Below are 20,954 nucleotides of genomic sequence, written 5' to 3'. Positions count from 1 at the left end.
AGATTCTCGGCCAGGAAAAACTCATCGAGCGTTTGCTCATCGCCCTGCTCGCCGACGGCCACATGCTGGTCGAAGGCGCACCGGGTCTGGCCAAGACCAAAGCGATCAAAGAGCTCGCCGAGGGCATCGAAGCCCAGTTCCATCGCATTCAGTTCACCCCTGATCTGTTGCCCGCCGACATCACCGGCACCGAGATCTATCGCCCGGAAACCGGCAGTTTCGTGTTCCAGCAAGGCCCGATCTTCCACAATCTGGTGCTGGCGGACGAAATCAACCGTGCCCCGGCCAAGGTGCAATCGGCCTTGCTCGAGGCCATGGCCGAGCGTCAGGTCAGCGTCGGACGCAGCACTTACGAGCTATCGCCGCTGTTTCTGGTAATGGCCACGCAGAACCCGATCGAGCAGGAAGGCACCTATCCGCTGCCGGAAGCGCAGCTCGACCGCTTCCTGATGCACGTCAAGATTGGTTTCCCCGATGCCGCCGTTGAACGCCGGATCCTCCAGCAGGCCCGTGGCGAAGCACTGAACGGCGAGACCAAGCCCGAGCGCAGGGTCAGCCAGCAGGCGATCTTCGCCGCGCGCAAGGAAATCCTCGGTCTGTACATGGCCGACGCCGTGGAGGAATACCTGGTGCAACTGGTCATGGCCACGCGCACGCCGGCCAAGTTCGACCCGGAGATGGCCGAGTGGATCGCCTACGGCGCCAGCCCGCGTGGCTCGATCGCCCTCGACCGTTGCGCTCGCGCTCACGCCTGGCTGGCCGGGCGCGATTTCGTCAGCCCGGAAGATATTCAAGCGGTGCTGTTCGACGTGTTGCGTCACCGCATCATTTTGTCGTTTGAGGCCGAAGCCGCCGGCATTGATCAGGATCGGGTGGTGCAGCGGATTCTCGACGTCGTAGCCGTCGCTTGACCCCCATGAACGCCCCTCTGCCGTCCGAACCGGGCATCCGCATCAGCCTCGCCGAGCTGATCGAGATGCGCCACCGTGTGCGCGAAGTGCAGCTGTTTTCCACGCCGAGCCAGCGCAGCCCGCTGATCGGCCTGCATCACTCGAAATTCCGTGGTCGTGGCGTCGACTTCGATCAGGTGCGGGTCTATCAGGCCGGCGACGACGTGCGCACCATCGATTGGCGCGTGACGGCGCGCACCCAGGAACCGCACACCAAGCTGTTCCATGAAGAACGCGAACGGCCGATTTTCATCATGGTCGAGCAAAGCACGCGGTTGTTTTTCGGCTCCGGGTTGATGTTCAAATCGGTGTTGGCGGCGCAAGTGGCGGCGTTGATCGGCTGGGCCGCGCTCGGTCACAACGACAGGGTCGGCGGGCTGGTGTTCGGCGATAACGAGCATTACGAAATCAAGCCACGGCGCAGCAAACAGAGTCTGCTGCAACTGCTCAACCGTCTGGTGAAGGTCAATCAATCGCTGCACACCGAGCGTGAACCGGATCGCGACGCCTTGGGTGTCGCTCTGCGTCGCGCCCGAGAGGTGCTGCGCCCGGGCAGTCTGGTGATCGTGATCTGCGACGAGCGCGCACTATCCGACAGCGCCGAACAGCAACTGAGCCTGCTCTCGCGTCATTGCGATCTGCTGATGTTGCCGCTGTCCGATCCGCTCGACCACGCCCTGCCCGCTGCCGGGCTTTTAAGATTTGCCGAGCGTGGCGCGCAACTGGAACTCGACACCCTCAACTTCGACCTGCGCCAGACCTATCGAGCCCAGGCCGAAGCACGCATCGCCCGCTGGGAATTGCTAGCGCAAAAGCTGCGCGTGCTGCTGATGCCATTGAGCACGCGGAGTGAAATGGTCGAGCAGATGCGCGAGTTCCTCAATCCGCAGCGTCCGGGGAAAGGTCGATGAACGGCCTCGAACAACTGCAACCACTGATGTCCCCCCCGCCGATAGCCTTCTGGCCGCCGGCACCGGGCTGGTGGTTGCTGCTTCTATTGCTACCGCTGCTCGGTTTCGCGGTATGGCGTCTGCGCCGTTTCATCCCGATCAAGAAACGCCCGATCGTGCGAGCCGAACAGCCCCTTGATCCGGTGCGCATCGCCGCCCTCGCTGAACTGGCGCAGATGCCCAAACCTTACGACGGCGCGCCGGCCGGGGCGTGGCTGCAACAACTCAACGGTTTGCTCAAACGCCTGTGCCGCAACCACTACCCCTATAGCCAGAGCCACACGCTCAATGGCCGCAAGTGGCTGGCGTTTCTCGACAACCGCTGCCCGGCGGCGGGCCTGACGCGCTGGATGGTGTTGGTCGAAGGCGCCTACAAACCGGAATGCAAACTCGACGACAAGGCCATCGCCGGCCTGACCCAAGCGGTCGACACGTGGATTCGCAAGCATGTTTGAATTCGCCTGGCCGTGGATTTTTGTCCTGTTCCCACTCCCATGGTTGATGCGCCTCGTGCTACCCGTGGCCGACAGTGGCGAGCCAGCACTTAAAGTCAGCTTTCTCTCCGACCTCGAAGGTCTCGCCCGCCGCCGTGCTCGGGCCAACCTGCCGGCGTGGCGCCAGCAAGCACCGTTCATGCTGCTGTGGCTGTTGCTGTTGACCGCCGCCGCGCGTCCGCAATGGCTCGGCGAACCGTTGCCGATTGCCGCCAGCGGTCGTGATCTGCTGGTCGCCGTGGACGTGTCCGGCTCGATGGATTTCCCCGACATGCAATGGCAGGACGAAGACGTCAGCCGCTTGTCGTTGGTGCAGCACCTGCTTGGCGACTTTCTCGAAAGCCGTGATGGCGACCGCGTAGGCCTGATCCTGTTCGGCAGCCAGGCCTATTTGCAAGCGCCGCTGACCTTCGACCGCCACACCGTGCGCGTCTGGCTCGATGAAGCGCGGATCGGCATTGCCGGCAAGAACACCGCAATCGGCGACGCCATCGGTCTGGCCTTGAAGCGCCTGCGCATGCGTCCAGCGCAGAGCCGCGTGCTGATTCTGGTCACCGACGGCGCCAACAATGGTGGTGAAATCGATCCGCTGACCGCCGCAAGACTGGCCGCCAGCGAAGGCGTGAAGATCTACCCGATCGGCATCGGTGCCAACCCTGAAGAAAGCGGTTCCACCGCTTTGCTCGGGGTCAATCCGAGCCTGGATCTTGACGAGCCTTCACTCAAAGCCATCGCCGAAGTCACCGGCGGCCAGTATTTCCGCGCACACGACGGTAAAGAGCTGCAAGCGATCAAGGAAACCCTCGACCAGCTCGAGCCGGTGACCCAGCAACCGACTCAGGCACGCCCGGCGCAAGCCTTGTATCAATGGCCGCTGGCGCTGGCCCTGTGGCTCAGTTTGTTACTGGTCGCCCGCGAATTGTGGCCGGACAACCCGTTGCAACGCCTGTTCACCAAGCAGCTATATCTGCAAAGTCCGCTGCCTGACTGGCGCGAGCGTCTCAAACGCCTGCGTCTGCGGAGGCGCCGATGATCGCCCTCTGGCCGCACTGGTTCCGCCCGTGGTGGTTGTTGCTACTGCCACTGCTCGGCTGGTTGATCTGGCAGCTCTGGCACCGCCAGAAGCGCGCCGGACGCTGGCAGATGATTCTGCCGCCAGCGTTTCACGCCACTCTGCTCAGTGGCGGTAACGGTCGTGAAAGTAAATTGCCGTGGGTCGCTCTTGGCGTCGCGTGGTTGCTGACGATTCTGGCGCTGCTCGGCCCGAGTTGGGAGCGCGTCGAACAGACCAGCCAGAAACCCGCCGACCCGTTGGTGGTGGTGCTGGAGCTGACCCCGGAAATGCTCGCCACCGATTCACCGCCGACGCGACTGGAACAGGCGCGGCGCAAGCTGTTCGACCTGTTGCTAGCGCGCAGCGATGCGCAAACCGCTATCGTCGTTTACGCCGGCAGCGCGCACACGCTGGTGCCGCTGTCGGATGACTTGGCGACGAGTCGCAATCTGCTCGATGCGCTCAAGCCGTCGCTGATGCCGGAAAGCGGCCATCGAGCGGATCTCGCCGTGAGCAAAGCGCTGGCCCTGCTCAAGCAAGGCGCGCTGGGTCAGGGGCGAATTCTGTTGATCGGCTCGTCCCTCAGCGAAGAGGAACGCCAGGGCATTCGTCGTGCTCTGAGCGGTGATTCAGCGCAACTGTTGATGCTCGGCGTCGGTACCGCCGAAGGTGCACCGATTGCCCAAGAGGACGGCAGCTTCCTCAAGGACGATCAGGGTGCGATTCGCGTACCGCAACTCGACAGCCCGGGCCTTGCGGCGTTCCTTAACAGTGTCGGCGGTGAGTATCATCCTGCCCGACTGGACGAAGCTGATCTCGGCGCCCTTGGCCTGCTCAATGGCCCGCGCAGTTTGCGCGACGATGGCCAGACCGTGCGCCTGGATACCTGGGCCGATCAGGGTTACTGGCTGCTGTTGCCGCTGTTGTTGCTGGCCGCGTGTGCGGGGCGACGCGGCTGGTTGTTCTGCCTGCCGCTGCTGTTCTGCCTGCCGCAGCCGAGCTACGCTTTTGACTTCGAAGACCTCTGGCTGCGTCCCGACCAGCAAGGCCTGCACCTGCTCAAACAGAAACGCCCGGCCGAAGCGGCGCAACATTTTGACGATCACCAGTGGCAAGGGGTGGCGTTGTACGAGGCCGGCGACTACAGTGGCGCCGCCCAGCGTTTCGCCGAGGGCAGTGATGCTCGCGCCCACTACAATCGTGGCAACGCGCTGGCGAAAAGCGGTGAGCTGGACGCAGCAATCGATGCCTACGAACAAGCGCTGGAGTTGCAACCGGACTTGCGCCCGGCGCAGACCAACAAGGCGCTGGTGGAAAAACTGCTGAAGCAGAAGAACACGCCGCCACCCAGCGAGCCGGAGAGCAGACCGTCGGAGCAAAACCTCCCCGGTGATGAGCCACCAGCAACCACGCCACCTCCGGCGGTAAAAAGTGACACTCAGAGCGAGGCCCAGCCCGCCGAGTCGGCCAACGAACCGCCGCCGACTACCCCGCCGCAACCGGGCCCCAATGAAGTGCCAGGCAGCGAGCCGGACGAAGAACAGAATGAGGTGCCGGTGCTGCACACCGGCGAGGGCAACCTCGAAGGCGAACAACGCCAAGCCCTGGAGCAATGGCTGGGCAAGATCCCGGACGACCCGGGCGAACTGCTGCGACGCAAATTCTGGTACGAACAGCAACAACATCAGGATCAGGAAAACACTCGATGACCCGCTTCACCGCTCTCTTGCTGCCACTGCTGATCTGCACAGCCACCGCCCAGGCGGCCGAGCTGACGGCCAGTGTGGATCGCAGTCGCCTGAACTCCGGCGAGACGGTCGAGCTCACCCTCGAAACCAGCGATGTCACCCAGTTCGGCAAACCCGACCTGACGCCGCTGGAGACACAGTTCGAAGTGCGCGGCACGCGGCAAGTGAACCAGCTCAACACGCTCAATGGCGCCGACCGCGCGACCACGCGCTGGATCATCACCCTGCTGCCGAAAGAGAACGGCAGCGTGGTGATCCCGCCATTACAAATGGGTGACGCACAGAGCCAGCCCATCACAGTGCAAGTGGTCGAGAGCGATACCCGCGAAGACAAGAACAGCCTTGATCCGGTGTTCATCGAGGCCAGCCTCGACCAGTCCAGTGTCTACGTGCAGGCCCAGGCGATCCTGACCCTGCGCATCTACCATTCGGTGTCGCTGTACGACGACAGCAGCCTTACGCCGCTACAACTCGCCGATGCGCGGGTCGAGCAACTCGGCGACACCCGCACCTACGAGAAAGACATCAACGACGTGCGCCACGGCGTGATCGAGATGCGCTACGCGATCTATCCGCAGCACAGCGGTTTGCTGACCATCGCCCCACAGACGTTCAGCGCGACACTGGTCGACACTCAGCCCTCCCAGGACGCGACCGCGCAAGGGCCGAAACCGGGCAAGCTGCTGCGGGTCAGCTCCACGCAGATTCCGCTGACGGTCAAACCCAAGCCACTGACCTACCCCACCGATGCGCCATGGCTACCAGCGCGCAGCCTGAGCCTGAGCGAAAGCTGGAATCCCGAGCCCGAGCACACACAGGTCGGCGACTCCCTTACACGCAGCCTGACGCTGAAAGTCGAAGGCCTGGCCAGTTCACAACTGCCGGCGCTGCCCGCCACCGAAGTCAACGGGCTGCGCCGCTACCCGGATCAACCGGTGCTGAACAACCAGAGCAGCGACCGTGGCCTGACCGGCAGCCGCGAAGAACGCGAAGCCCTGGTGGCCAGCCGCAGTGGCTCGATTGATTTACCGACGGTCGATGTGGTGTGGTGGAACACCTTCGAAGATCACCTGGAACACACCAGCCTGCCAGCGCGCACCCTGCAAGTGGCCAACAACCCGAGCCTGCAAGTCGACACCCCGACCGGTAGCCTGCAACCGAGCACGGTCGATAACGATGTGTTGTGGTGGTGGAAACTCAGCACGCTGATCCTCGCCTGCACCACCCTGCTCGGCTTCGGCCTGTGGTGGCGCGCACGCTGGCAACCGGCAATCCACCGCGCCGCACAAACCGGCCCGAGCCCGCGCACCTTGATGGATGACATCAAGCGTGCGAGCCAGGCCAATGACCCGCAAGCGACCCGGCAGGCGCTGGATGCGTGGGCGCGTCAGCAGCCGGAAACGCTGGCGGACATGGCGGCGCGGTTTGTGCCGTTGTCGGATGCGCTGGATGGGCTTAATGGTGCGCTGTACAGCGAGACGGGCCAGCATTGGCAGGGTGAGGATTTGTGGCGGGCGATTCGCACGATTCCGGCGGCGGAACGGGTGCAGGATCCGGTGGGTGATAGTGGGTTGCCGCCGCTTTATCCGAAGTAAAAGCAAAAGATCGCAGGCTTTGGCAGGTCCTACGCATATCCCTGCAGGAGCTGCCGAAGGCTGCGATCTTTTGATTCTGCTATCGATTAAATGTCACAGCTGAAACCTCACCAGTCTCCTAAAACCTCTACGACCGTATAGGGAAGATCAACGGGAGTGCCTCCAGCGAACGACTTCCCACTCTCGGTATAAAAATCAATTTCGCTCACTAAACGTGCCTCAATCTCTACAAATCAGCCAGCGAACTGGCGGCCACGCCTAGATGTTACCCAATAGGTCAGCAAGCTCCGATCCTTCAGAGGAAAAATGGGTGAAGGACCACGTTTCTCAGAATACTTTGTAAACGTAGGTTGTCTCCTTTTTTGTAAGAGGCTGCTTGTTAGATATGTTTGCTCGCATGTACATCATCAACCAAACCGGCGTTCTTGTTTCTGTGTTTCACGGGATTCTGTGAAGAACCAAAAAAGGGCGGGCCATGGCCGCGCGCTGCTAATTACTGTCCTTGAAAGAGACTCTTTCACTCTATTTTCATTGAACAGCCTGGGGTAAAAAGCGAACGATCCTTTTTATTCAACCACTCCCCCTTCTGGGCTCGCGCAATCTTTTCCATTTCCCACACTGAAAAAAGTAATCACCGGTCCGTAGTCATCTTCCGAATTCGACGCTTCCACGCAGAAGTTCTTACCCGGAAACTTTTCTCTTAGCACCATTCCCCATGAAAATGCAATAACGTGAGAAAGTTGAAGAAATACGCTTTCCGAGACAGGCTCATTGCACTGTCCAAAAATATCGTAGACATGCACGTAGTTTAAAATCCGCTCGACCTTCGAAACATCACCAGCTGCCTCAAGCCATCGATCATCAAACACTTCCTTGGTGAAATTCCGCTCCAGAAAAACCCCATCATCAATAACGACAAAATCCGGAAATAGAATTTTTGAAAACAACAACATCTGCTCAGGATGGCACTGATCACTTATATAAAGATGAATATCAAGCCCTTCCTGCACCGACCATTGTTTTTTCCACGCTTCATATTTAACAGCATCAGAAACTGGAGGTACTGAGTTGACTATTTTCATGGCATTTCCTCCGGGTTCATAGGCCTGGGTGGATTCTTGGTAGATGGAGACTGAACTCGTATAGATCCATCGGGCAACGTATTGCGCCCATATTCAATAACATGTGGCGTCGGAACACCAGCGTGAGCCTTTCCGGTGATATCGACTCGCTTGAGGATCCGCCCCTCAGCATCGTATACCGCATAGCTGGTGATCTCCCCTCGATTATTGGCCCGGTAGAACGTCCCACTTTTCGGCCCGCCTTCATTAGGGAAATGCCCACTGAATTTGATGCCTCGCTCCAGCGGCCCGCCCGCCAGGTTTGCGGCATTGCGTGGAGGATTCATGACGGGGGTATGGGGAGAAGGCGCTCCTCCTTTACCTGTCATGGTCAATACTCGCCCAGTCGCCTTGACGCCCAAGGCCTTAAACTCACCAAGCGCAGCATCAATGAGGAAGCGCGAAGCAACGACGTAGGTATTACCTTCTAGAGGATACTTAGCGGTGTTGCCGTTCTCATGTTCCCCTTTCGCAAGCTCGTTGCTCTTCCTCAGGCTTTCCTCTGACTTACCGGTAAAGAAGGCTGCCAACTTAATCGCTGCGCCGTCTTTTAACTCTTCAACCTCTTTGCCTGCTGCAGCATTGATCAGAGCATTTGCTGTCATGCTCACCATGAATTTCATTGGCCCCATCACAGCCTGTGCTGCAATGGCAACGGTTTTAAGCTGATCACGTTTATCAGCCGGCAATGCATTGGCCAGCACCAGCAGATCACCCAGTTCTGAAAGGGCCGCCTGCCCCATGGGGATGACCTTTGCATTCACTGTGCTCGTATCAAGATAGACGACGTTAGTCCCGCCACTTCCGTCGTTCTTTGGTTCGATGACGATGTTGCCCTGATCGACCTCCCTTCCCATTTCTTTATCGTAGTCGGCTGCCAGGTCTGCGAATCGCTTGAGTCCAGCAAGCACTTCGGGGTCAAGGGAATCCATATCTGAAGGATTTTTTCCCTGTCGAACAAAATTCTTGGTGACCGCCAATGCCTGTTCATCACCAAGTTCATGGCGAAGTGAAGGAGACACCTCACTGATATCCACCAACTGAGCATTGATTGCCTGCTTCAGGTTTTGCAGAAAACTGGCGCCGGCCAACGCCTGTTTCAGCATGTTCTCCTTGAAGTTAATGACGTTATCGCCCCAACGCTCCAACGTCTCAAGTGGATGGCTGACGGCATCAATCGAGGAACTGCTTGCGTACAGCGTCGTGCGATGCTCCTCATCCTTGGTGATCTCATACGCTTTATTCACATCACGATTGAGACCCGCCGTAGAGTCCTGCCCGGTGGTCTTGTCGTTACGCACAACAATCTGGCCTTCGCCCACTGTGGCGTTCAGCGTCTGCTGACGTTCCTTGTCGTACTTGTATCCCTCAACCGCCCAGCTGTTTTTGCTCTCGCCTTCCATGCCCTTGTTGGGCTTGTCGGCCTGGGAACCACCTCCACCGCCGTAACTGCCGCTGACGTTGAGGTAGTAACCGTGCTCGTTATCCTTGCCGGTAATGTTGCGATAGCCGAGGGTATCGGTGTCGAGTTTAAGGTTGCCGTTGTCGGCGCTGATCACCGCCCCATCAAGCTGCGTATGTTTTTCGGTACGGATATCGACTTTGCTTTTGCCACTGATAACCGTCTGGTTGTCGACCCAATTGGTTTTGCCGCTGGTTTCGCCGTAACCCAACGAGCCGCTGACCGTTGCGCCGAAACTGACCGCTACAGTCAGGCTGGCGTCGAACTCTTTGCCTTCGACTTTGCCGGTGTTCGGCACAGAGGACACGGTCAGGTTGCGACCGACATCGCCAATGACTTCGTCACCGCGCAGCGTGGCGCCGGCAATCGTGGTGTCACGCTCGCTTTCGAAGCTCAGTTTGTTGCCAGCGTACAGGTAGGCTTCCTGCTGCTTTACACCTTCACGATTCAGATCGCCGATACCGACGTTGACCGAGCCATAAACCCCGAAGCCGTCCTGGCCGGCGATGATGCCGCCCTCCGCGCCCCAGCTCCGCCGATCGTGCGAACTTTCATAGGCGTTTTGCGCCGAGAGGATGTTCAGATCGTTGCCGGCCTTGAGGGAGATGTCTCGCTCAGCGGTCGCACGGGTGCCGATCAGGGTCAGGTCATTTTTGGCATCCAGGTTGATGCTGCCGCCGGCATTGAGTTGAGTTGCCGTCGAAGTTCCCTGAGTCGATTTGTCTTCAGTGCCGGCATTGCTGACACCCACGCCCAGCTTGAAGCCACCGGTGGTACCACCCTTCAGGCCACCCTTGCTCTGAGTCGAATGCCCGTCGCTGCTTTCCGAGCCGTGCGCCACGTCAAAGGTAATGTCCTTGCCTTTGACGTTGATGTCACGGCCGGCATTGAACTGGCTACCGCTGACGTTGACGTTGTTCCCGGCATCAAGCGAGACATCGTTACCCGCAGAGAGGGTCGACGGACGCTGTGTCACCGAACTCTGCGTACTGCTGGAACTGACGCTGGAGGCACCAATATGCCCGTCAAACTTGGGCCCGCTGAAAAACTGATCCAGCGTATCAACCGACTTCAGAACGCTTGAGCCTTTGCTGACACCGTCTTCACCTTTGCCGGTACCTTTGAGACCGTCCATGGTGTTGCCGATGTTGTAGGCCGTGGTCACGGTGATGCCGTTACGCTTGATGCTGTCACGGATAGTGACTTCGCTGGCCTCTTCCTTGGCATCAATGTTGATGTCGCGATCTGCCTTGAGCCCGATGTTGTACCCGGCCGTGAGGTCTGAACCTTGCTGATTGATATCGCGACCGGCGTTTACATTGATGTTCATCCCTGCATCGATTGAACTGCCCGCAGCCGTGTAGCCCTTGCTGTTAACGCCGTGTTGAATGGTTTCGCTACCAACGAATGTCGTGAAAGCGTTGCTATCGATGGTTTGTTTTATCCCGACGCTTTTGTCCGTTTCCCAACTGTTGCTGCGCTGGTTGTCGATCGAGGCGACCACGTTGACATCGCGGCCGGCATCGAGCGAAACACTGTTGTCGGCACTGATACCACTACCAATGACATTGATGTCGCGCGACGCGTTGAGAATCGCATCGTGCCCCGCGTTTACCTGGCTACCGACACTGTTAGAACTGACGACCTCGCGCCCGCCATTGTGCGAGGAGCCGACGGTAATATCGGCTCCCAACCCCGGTGTACCGGCGAACACGCCGATGGTGTCTTTCAGCGACATGCCGAGTTTTTTCTTGTATTCCTCAGCGCGGCTGTACGCCTGATCATCGGCAGAAGACAGGGTTATATCACCCTCCTTGTCCACCAGACCGGCATGCAGTTCGGCATCGTTGCCTGCATTTATTTCACTGGCATTCAAACGAATATCGCGTCCGCCCAGAACCACTGCATCGTGCCCGGCATTCAACTGGCTGCCGACTTGAGTGACAGATGTCTGCAAATGGCTACTGCCACTTTTCGACATGCCGAACAGCCCTGTTTTGGTCTTTTTGGTATAGGACCCGGATTCTTCCGTGGCAGAAAGAACAGCCACGTCATTGGTCGCACCGACGACCAGATCATTACCGGCATTCAACTGGCTGCCGATAATGGTGACGTTGCGGCCGCCATCAAGACTGACGCTGCCGTCTTCGTCCTTGGACGAGTTGACGGTCAGGTCGTGCCCGGCTTCGATCACCGAAGCAACGTTTTCGCTCTCATAACTTTCCGCCTGAGTGGTCTTGCTGCGCCCGAACGAACCGTTTTTCTTCTTGTAGTAGTAAGAAGAACTCTCGTCCTTTGCCGAGGCGACGGTGATGTCTTGGGCAGCGTCGAGGCTGACATCCTCCGTAGCCTTGATCCGGCTGGCGATGATGCCCAGATCGTTGCCCGCATTCAGGGCGATATCGCGACCGGCATTCAGTACCGATGATTGTTGGGTGATGCTATGGGTTTCGTTCGCGCGCTTCTTGCTGCGCGAGACGTAATCGCTCTCATCGGCAGCCGAAGTGATCACAATGTCATGGCCTGAATCGACACTGAGATCGCGCTTCGCATCCAGCCGACTGGCAACAATCGCCACATCACGATCAGCACTGATCGACAGATTCCGCCCGGAGGTCACTTCTGCTCCATGCTGGGTAATGCTCTGATTGAGGAAGTTGCTGCCTCGCGCATCGGTGCTGCGATTTTGAACCGAGGTGATATTCACATCACGATCAGCGTCGAGCGTCATGTCCCGACCGCTTTGCAGCACACCGCCGATGTTGTTGATGTCCCGCCCGGCGTTCATCGTCAGATCGTTGGCCGCTTCGATCCGTGCAGCGTTGTCCAGGTAGTCGCGGTGCAACAGGTTGCCGCGACCGGCCAGGTCGAAGCCGGTCACGTCGCGCTGGTTGATCACGCTGCCGTTGGTGGCGGTCAGGCTGACGTCCTTGCCGGAGATGATGCCGCCGGACTTGTTGATGATGTCGTTGCCAGCCTTGAGCGTCAGGCGCTCACCCGCTTCGATCAAACCGGTGTTAGTGAGGTTGTTACCCGCTTCGGCCGACAGATTGTTGGAGGCGCGCAGCGTACCGGCGTTGTCCAGATCGCCACCGGCAATCAACGTCACGTCGCTGCCCTGAATCAACGCCCCGTTTGGCGCCAGCCGATTATTCGCCTGAGCCAGATACAGCACCGGCACCAGCACTTTCTCACCATTCACTTCGTGCTCTTCGAGCCAGACGATGTCGTGGGTCAGTGCCGCGACTTGCTGTGCGGTCAGCGTGACGCCCACCGACAGGTTGAGCTGATCCTTGCTGGCGATGGCGTTGTTCATCAGGTACTTGAACATCGCTTCATCGGAGGTCTGGCCGTCGATGAAACGCTGTCCCGTACGCTCGACGACCGCTTGCTGGATCATCCGTTGTTCGAAGAAACCGTCGCCCAGGCGCTTGGCGCTCGTGTCCGGGTTGTAGCCGAGTTTCTGCAGCAGGTAATCCGAACTCTCGAATTTCTTGAGGTCGGTGAGTACCGGGTTGGTTTCGATCAGGTATTTGTGCGGGTTGGAGCGCACGCTGGTGTCGGGCAGGCCTTTGACAGGTGGTGCGTAGATCAGCGCGTTACCACGGTTGGGCAGCAGCACGCCGACGGGTCCGTCAGCAGCCGCTGCCCCCACGTTGAACTGAGCAGTTCTGTCGTTGAGGTTCAGCGAGGCTGCGTCGCTCAACGCCAGGTCGCGTTTTTTTGTCGAGACCGAGTCGTTATTGTCGAACTGGAACTGGGTCGACGGCCGAGCAGGCATGCCGACCGTATGACGTGTCGACTCGCCAGAAAGCGAATCGATGGTCCAGGACGGCGCAGGTACCAAGGATTGTTCGCTACCCCCTTTGCCGCTCAGGCGGAACATACCGTTGTCGCCAACAGGCAGGCTGAAGCCGGGCAATGTCAGCGGGTTGACCTGTTGCTGAGCCAGGTCCGGTGGTAGCTGACTGTTGAGGCTGATGACCGTGGTTTTGCCGGTGCCGCTAGCGCCAGTGTTGGCGTTTCGAGAGGTGCCGACTGCGCCCGCGCTGTAGGCTTTTTCCACACCGTTGCTGATTTTATTGCTGGCGTTGATAGTGACGTTGCCAGCGGCCTGGATGATGGCCGAGGCGAAACCTGAGGGGTCAGAGGTGACTATTTTTTCGTCGAAGACTGCATTTTTTATGAAGTCAGGCGCTTCGGTTCGGGCACCCGACGAATAAAGAGAGTCACCAAATCTGACGGCCTGGCTTTGTTTATTCAAAGAAATGATGGTCGAGCCGAAAGTCTGGAACCAGTTATCAGCCTCGCCTTTGGCACCATATCTGACCACCTTGGAAACGACTCGCGAATCGACTTCGTTGGCATTCCAGAATCGCAGATCCTTGTTGTAGTCCGCGTCGTTGTACATGTTGTACGTGATGACGTCGTTCCATTGCGCAACGGAAAGTCCACCGTTGATGTATTTGCGTGAAACGTAATCACCGGTGGCAGTACCCGAGTTCTCGAAGTTGGCCACGTTGATGGTGATGTTTCCGGAAGCGGCGATGGATGAATTCGAGTTCAGGAAGGAACCACCCGCCACCTCAAAGTTTTTCCCGGCGGTAATAGAGGCGGCTTTGGAGCTTTCACCTTCAGAGATACTGACTTTGAATTTCTGCTCCCAGACAAGCTGGGATGGCAGTTTGTTTCCTTGCAACTCCGTCCAGTTCAGCGGCAACGCATCGCATGACAAGCAACGCACACCAATGTCCGACGAGTACATCTCGGAAACCGTCTTGAACTGGTCCCTGCGGTTAACAATCGAATCTGCCTTGATCGAGAAATCGCCAGTGCTTTCCATCGTCCCGGAAAGGTTCTCTACCGACGCCGCATGACCACCGGCATCGTCCCGCGCAATATCGATACTGCCCATACTATAAACATCGGACTTTTTATTACTGAAGCTGCCCACTCGCAGCCTCATGTCGCCCCCGCTGAACAGGAAGCCACCCTGATCGTTCAGCAATGACGACGCCGTCAGCTTCATGCCCGCCCCGCCTGCGAGAGTCCCGTAGTTGTTAACGGAGCCTGCATTGAGAATCAGGTTATTGGCCGCAGTCAGTCGGCCATAGTTGTTTACGACCGCCACACCGCCGCGCGCGCCGACGGTCGTGTTGCCGCCAGCCGCGATACTCCCGGCGTTGCCGATGTTGAGGGTGGAAGCATCCAGTTGCATGTCACCCAGGCTGCTCACCCGGCCATTACCGGCATAACCTCCGCCCAACTGGATATCGAGACTGCCATCACTGGCAATCAACCCTTCGTTGCTCCAGTTGCCACCGCGCGCCACCAACTGATTCGAAGCCAGCAATTGCCCGCTCGCGGTCTGCACGAAATTACCGACGTTGACCGTCAGGCGCCCGGCCTGAATCACGCTGCTGTTGGTCCAGCTGTCGGCGTTGAGCGTCAGGCCGCCACGGGTCACCAGTGAGCCGCCGGCGTTCATGACGTTGGCGGTGGAGATGTTGAATTCACCCAACCCCACATGCGTGATCGAGCCGCCCGCGTTGAGCAGGCTCGGCGCAGCAAGGGTGAAATCGGTGTTGGCGGTTTCCACCAGACCGTTGCGGTTGTCGAACTGGCTGCCGATCTGGAAATCGGTCTTGCCGCTGGTGCCCAGCGCGCGCAGTTTGCCGCTCTGGTTATCGAGATTAGCGGCGCGAATCGCCAGAGTGCTGGCGCTTTCGATCAGGCCGCTACGGTTTGTCAGGTTGCCGCCAACACCCAAATCGATAGCGCTACCGCTGACCTGACCGGCGTTGTTGTTCATTGAGCCGGCGTCAACTTTCACCAAGCCTTTGGCATAGATCCCGCCACCGCTGTTGTCGAGCGCGTTGCCGCCGGCATTCAGCAGAATATTGCCGCTGTTGGCGGCGATGCGCCCGCCGTCGCTGTAGATACCGCCGAGTGCTTGCAGGTCGAGGCGGCTGCCTTCGATCTTGCCGCCCTTGCCGTTGCGCAACACGCCGGCCAGACGGGTTTGCAGTAGACCTTTGAGGCTCGACAGCACACCGCCACGGCTGTCGAGGCTCGCGCCAGTGAGGGTCAGGTCACCGTTCTGGGCGATGATTTTGCCGCCTTGGTTGTCGATGGCGGCGCTGCCAGTGTTCACGGTCAGCGCGGTCATGCTTTGCACCGCGCCTTTGCCGTTGTTCAGTGCGGCGGCGGTGAGGTTGACGCCGGCATCGCGGCTGGAGATCAGGCCGTCGGCGTCGTTGTGCAGTGTGCCGCCGGCGGTGAGATCCAGTTGGCCGTTGGCCGAGACGGTGCCGCGTTGGCTGTTGTTCAGATAGCCGCTGGTGAGCAGGCTCAGCAGGGTCTGGCTGATCAGTTGGCCGCCACGGTTGTCGACGCTACCGGAGCGTTTGATCAGCAGCGCACCGCTGCTGCCGAGGGCGCCATTGACGTTGGTCAGGGCGCCGAGCAGGTCGAGGGTGACGCTGTCATCGCCGACCAGACTGCCGCTGGTGTTGTCCAGTTGCGTACCGGTGAAGGTCAGGGCTTTTTTCGCCGTGACGTTGCCGGAGGAGGTGTTGTTCAGGGTGGCCGCGCGGATGTCGAGGGTATCGCCGCTTTTGATAAGGCCGCCAGCGGCGTTATTGAGCGCGCCGCCGAGCAGGGTCAGGGTCTGTTTGCCGCCACTGGTGACGGTGCCGCCGCTGTTGTCGAGACTGGCGGCCTTGATGCTCACATCGCCAAGGCCGCCCACGCCGCCCTTACTGTGGTTGATCAGTGCGCCGCTGAGGTCGATGTTGACGTTGCCGAGCTGGCTGGAAATCGCCCCTTCCAGGCTGTTGTCGACGCTGCCGCCGCTGACCGTCACGCCCTTCCAGCCGGAGACCAGCCCGCCCTGGTTTTTCAGTTCGGCTGCGGTGAGGCTCAGTTGATCGTTGCTGATCAGATTGCCGCCACGGTTGTCCAGGCTGTTGCCGCTGAGGTTGAAGCTGTTGACGCTGGAAATTTCACCCTGCTGGTTATTCAAGTCACGCAGCGTGGCGATGCTTAGCACGCCTTTGCTGTTGATCACGCCGTTCTGGTTATTCAGGTCACGCAGATGGGCAATGCTCAACAGGCCCTTGCTGCTGATCAGACCGTTCTGATTGTTCAGGTCCTGCGCGGTCGTGCCCAGATCAATCGCCAGGCCCGCAATGCCCACCAGCGTGCCGCCCTGGTTATTCAGGCCGGTGCTGTTGAGGGTCAGTTGTTGCGCGGCGCGGATGCTGCCCTTGGTCTGGTTGTTCAGCAGGCCATCGACGGTCACGTCGATATCGCTGTCACTGAGCAGCACACCTTCGCCGCTGTTATCCAGGCTTGCTGCCCGAATCTGCAGGGCTGCGGCGGCGATCTTGCCTTTGATCGAGGTCAGCGCGTTGTCGATTTTCAGGGTGAGTTTGTGATTGCTCAGCAGTTGGCCGCCGCTGTTGTCCAGTGACTTGGCCAGCAGGTCGAACGCCTCTTCGCTGGAAATCTCACCGTCACGGTTGTTGACGTCGGCGAGGTTTTTCAACAGCAATTGACCCGGCGCATTGATCACGCCGTCCTGGTTGTTCAAAGCGCCGCCGTTCAGATCAACCGTGACATTGCCTTTGCTGCTGAACAGCTTGCCGCCCTGTTGATCGAGACCACGAATATTGGCGATCAGCGAATTGCCCGCGCCCAGGCTGCCGGCGGTGTTGGTCACCTTCCCCGCGGTCACGTGCAGTTGATCGGCAGCGTAGATCGTCGCCTGACTGTTGTTGAGGTCGCCGGTGGTGAGGGTCAGTGTTGTTTTACTGCTGATGGTGCCTTGTTGCTGGTTATCCAGCGCACTGCTGGTGAGCGTCAGACCGGTGTCGGTGAGCAATTTGCCGCCGCGGTTGCTGATGGCGCCGCGCGTATCGACATTGAGCGCTTTGGCGCTGGAGACGGTGCCGCCATTGTTGTTCAGGCTATCGGCATTGATCGCCAAGGCTCCTTCGCTGACGACACTGCCCTGCGCGTTGTTCAGGCCCGCAGAGAGGTTGATCGCAAGGTCTTTCTGGCTGGTCAGGCGACCGCTGTTCTCCAGCGTCTTGCCGGTCAGCGTCAGCCCGGTGTCGCCGGACAGCAGGCCCTTGTTGCGGTTGATGACGTCATTGACGGTCAGCGCCAGATTGCCACCGGCCAACATATAGCCGCTGTCGCTGTTGTCGAGCCACGCGCCGATCAGGTTCACGTCAGCCTTGCTCGACAGTTCGCCGCTGCGGTTGTCGATTCGGTTGACGGTAAGGTTCAGCGCTTTTGTCGAACCGACCAGACCTTCCTGACGGTTGTCCAGACTCGCCGCTTTGATCGTCAGACCATCGTCAGCAATGACCACGCCGGCCTGGTTGTCGAACATCCCGGTCACGGTGAAGTCGACATCGCCACGGCCACGAATCTCGCCGCTGGTGTTGTCCAGACTGGCGCTGCGCGATTCCAGGCCGGCGGAAGCGATGACGCCTTTGACGTTGCTCAACGCACGGTCGATGACCAGCGTGAGCTTTTCGTTGCTGAGCAGTTTGCCGCCGTCGTTGTTCAGGCTTTGTGCGTTGACGCTCCAGGCCTTGGCAGCGGAGATTTCGCCGGCGCTGTTGTTGACGTCCTTAAGATTCTTGAGCAGCAGCTGGCCCGGTGTATGAATGTTGCCGCGCTGGTTGTTCAGCAGGCCGTTGTTCATGTCCAGGGTCAGGTCGCCGTTGCTGAACAGTTCGCCGCCGTCCTGAACCAGCGAGGTGACCGAAGCCTCCAGTTTCTGCTGGCTACCGATGGTGCCGCCGGAGTTATCCAGGTGAGCGGCGGTGAGCAACAGCGTGCCGTCGGTGGCCAGACTGGCGCCCTGACGGTTGATGAACTCGCCGGTGGTCAGCGTCGAATCGGCCTTGGCGCTGATCACGCCGTTGTCGCTGTTGTCGAGGCTGCCGCTGGTGAACGTCAGGCCTTTTTGCGAGGCGATCAGGCCACCCTGACTCAGTACAGCGCCTTTGGCGGTGAGCGACATCGCCTCGATGCTCGAGAGTTTGCCCAGGCGATTGTCTAGGCTGCCGGCATTGAGGGTCATCTGCCCTTCGCTGCTGATCAGGCCTTGCTGGTTGTCCATGGCTTCGTCGAAGCTCAGCCCCAGTGTTTTCTGGCTGACGATCCGCCCGCCGACGTTGCTCAGGCCGATGCCGCTGAGGGTGCTCGCGCCCTTGCTGAAGATCAGTCCATTGGTGGCGTTGATGATCTGCGCGACCTTCAGCTCCAGCGTGGTATCGGACAACACCTTGCCGCCGTCGCTGTTGTCCAGGCGTGCAGCGTTGATGTGCAGGTCCAGTTGGCTCGACAGTGTGCTGGCACGGTTATCGATCTGGTCGACGTTGACCGTCAGGGTTTTGAGCGAGCCAACGAGGCTGTCCTGATGACTGTTGAGGGTCTTGCCGGTGAGTTTCAGATTGCCTTCGGCGACCAGTTCACCGTGTTGTTGATTGAGGGTCTCGATGTTGGCGTCGATGTCGCCCTTGGCGGAAATCCGTCCGCCATCGTTGGTCACGTCCTTGGCTTTGAGGGTCAACAGACCCGTCGAAGTCAGCAGGCCGCCATTGCGGTTGTCGAGTGTGTTGCCTTCGAAGGTCAGCGCCGCCTTGCTTTCGAGGCGGCCCTTGTCGCCGTTGTCCAGTTCGTTGATCAACAGCTTCGCCGCCTGATCGGCGCGAATCGTACCGCCACGGTTGTCGGTGTGGGTACTGCTGACGATCAGGGTATTGAGGCTGGAAATCTTCCCGGCGCGGTTGTCCAGGCGTGTGGCCTGCACGTCCATCGCGCCGTTGGCCTGGATCAGGCCTTTGTTCTGGTTGTTCAGGCGATCACTGACGCGGGTGGTCAGCGTGCCTTCGCTGGTCAACTGGCCTTGCTGGCTGTTGTCGAGTTGTTGCGCTCGCACGGTCAGATTCTGCTTTGCGCCAATCCTGCCGGTGCTGTTGTTGATCGCGCCGAGCGCAGTGATGTCGAGCAAACGGCCGGCGGTCATCAGGCCGGCGACGTTATCAAGCGACGTGACATTCAGAACGATGTCGCTCTGACTGCTCAGCTCACCGTTGCTGTTGATGAGGCGGCCGACGTTGGCAGTGAGCGTTACGTTGCTGTTGATCACGCCTTTGTTGTTCAGCACCTGAGCCGCATTCAGGCTCAGCGTGTTGCTCAGGACCTTGCCGGCATTGCGGTTATCCAATGTTGCGGCAGTGATCGCAGTGGTTTGCCCGCTAAGCGTACCGCCCTGGTTGTTCAGGGTTTGCGCAGCGTTGACCGTCAGGCTGCGACTCGCCGTGAGGCTTTTGCTGCTGTTGTCGAGGTTCTGCGCAGTCAGGCTCAAGTCGCCTGTGGCATTGCGGCTGCCGTCGGCGATAACGCCCGCTTCGATGGCGCCGGCGTTGGTCAGCTGGCCGCTGGCGCTGAGGTTTATGCTGTCGCGTGCGGCGAGGGTTTGTCGGTTGGTCAGGTTACCTTGGGTTTGCACGTTCAGCGCCGTGCCTGCGTAAACCGGACCCTGCGCATCGAGGCTAGCCGCCTTGACGTTGACCGCGCCGGTCGCCGAGGTGTCGGCCAAACTCAACTGGCCATTGGCATCGAGCTGAATGTCGCCGCCACTGGCAATCAGTTTGCCGTCGAGTTTCACCCCGACGCCGGCCTCGGTGCCGACCAGTTTGATCGCTCCGGCGTACATGCCGCCGAGTGCCGAAGAGTCGATGGCCAGTTGCGGTTTGGCGCTGCCGTCATCGGCGCGGGCCGTAGCATTCAACGTTTGCGCATTGACGTCGTTGCGACCGGCGACAATCGTCAGGTTCTGCGCCTGAAGCTGCGCGTTGATTTTCGCGCTGCGGGTGATGATTTCGAAGCGGTCGACGTTGGTGGCATTGAGGCCTGCGCCTTCGATGGCCACAGAGCCTTGATCAACCTGAAAACGATCCAGCCGACCGTTGTCGAGCACCGGTTTGCCGGTGGTCAGCGTGACGCGCGGCGAGTTGATAAACCCGCAACCGTTGCAGGTGATGCCGTAAGGGTTGGCGACGATCACCCGCGCCGACTGCCCCGCCACTTCGGTATAGCCGCGCAACTGGCTCGGGTTGCCGCTGATGACTTCGTTGAGAATCGCCTGCGCCGCACCGCTGTTCTTCAGGTTCGCGTTGCCGATGATGTGACCACCCAGTTGTGTGGCGGAGGTCTGCACAGAGCCGTTGTTGAGGATGACGCCCTGCGCCCCTACGTTGTAATCGTGGAACTGGTTGTGCGACAGCCCGCTGCCATTAGGCGTGGCTATGTTAATGATCGGCACACCGTTGCCCGCTCGATCCAGCGAGGTGTTCGGGTTGGCCACGACAATGCCGTCGGCCTGCGCCCACATCGGTTGCCAGAACATGACGTTCGCCAGCAGGAACGCCAGCCCGCGCTTGGGCATGCCCAGGAACGTTTCTCGGGTTTTCACGGCAGCAGAGGGCTGACGGGCGAGCAAGGCGAAGTGGCGGACGTCCATGTTTAAAATCTCATTACAGCGGGCAGGAATAC

At 59.6% G+C, this 20,954-nt stretch carries 8 protein-coding genes; 6 read left to right on the top strand and 2 right to left on the bottom strand.

Annotation, left to right across the window (positions count from 1 at the left end; all coding sequences use genetic code 11):
- From ACIOVB_RS09630 to ACIOVB_RS09605, 6 genes are all read left to right on the top strand, one after another.
- On the top strand, positions 1-911 hold a 911-nt coding region (locus ACIOVB_RS09630), incomplete at its 5' end, for an AAA family ATPase (RefSeq protein ID WP_401267091.1).
- A gap of 5 nt (positions 912-916) precedes the next feature.
- On the top strand, positions 917-1,861 hold the full coding sequence (locus ACIOVB_RS09625) for a DUF58 domain-containing protein (protein ID WP_401267089.1): 945 nt from the start codon (positions 917-919) through the stop codon (positions 1,859-1,861).
- Complete coding sequence (locus ACIOVB_RS09620) at positions 1,858-2,355, top strand: DUF4381 domain-containing protein (RefSeq protein ID WP_187678608.1); 498 nt, start codon at positions 1,858-1,860, stop codon at positions 2,353-2,355. Before ACIOVB_RS09625 ends, ACIOVB_RS09620 begins: the two co-directional genes overlap by 4 nt.
- The gene (locus tag ACIOVB_RS09615; protein WP_401267086.1) at positions 2,348-3,427 is read left to right on the top strand and encodes a vWA domain-containing protein; all 1,080 of its coding nucleotides are present in this window, start codon (positions 2,348-2,350) and stop codon (positions 3,425-3,427) included. Before ACIOVB_RS09620 ends, ACIOVB_RS09615 begins: the two co-directional genes overlap by 8 nt.
- Positions 3,424-5,157, top strand: a complete 1,734-nt coding sequence (locus ACIOVB_RS09610; protein WP_401267084.1) for a tetratricopeptide repeat protein — start codon at positions 3,424-3,426, stop codon at positions 5,155-5,157. The genes ACIOVB_RS09615 and ACIOVB_RS09610 overlap by 4 nt, the downstream gene beginning before the upstream one ends.
- Positions 5,154-6,791, top strand: coding sequence for a BatD family protein (locus ACIOVB_RS09605; protein ID WP_401267081.1), 1,638 nt, complete (start codon positions 5,154-5,156; stop codon positions 6,789-6,791). The genes ACIOVB_RS09610 and ACIOVB_RS09605 overlap by 4 nt, the downstream gene beginning before the upstream one ends.
- 566 nt (positions 6,792-7,357) lie before the next feature.
- Here ACIOVB_RS09605 and ACIOVB_RS09600 read toward each other — a convergent pair.
- Positions 7,358-7,873, bottom strand: coding sequence for a hypothetical protein (locus ACIOVB_RS09600; RefSeq protein WP_401267078.1), 516 nt, complete (start codon positions 7,871-7,873; stop codon positions 7,358-7,360).
- On the bottom strand, positions 7,870-20,922 hold the full coding sequence (locus tag ACIOVB_RS09595) for a hemagglutinin repeat-containing protein (protein WP_401267076.1): 13,053 nt from the start codon (positions 20,920-20,922) through the stop codon (positions 7,870-7,872). The genes ACIOVB_RS09600 and ACIOVB_RS09595 overlap by 4 nt, the downstream gene beginning before the upstream one ends.
- Positions 20,923-20,954 lie beyond the last annotated feature (32 nt).

It is taken from the genome of Pseudomonas sp. NPDC087639 (genome assembly GCF_044743385.1).
Classification (GTDB): Bacteria; Pseudomonadota; Gammaproteobacteria; order Pseudomonadales; family Pseudomonadaceae; genus Aquipseudomonas.
The sequence above is the reverse complement of the archived record's forward strand: the minus strand, read 5'-3'. Positions and strand labels throughout refer to the sequence as shown.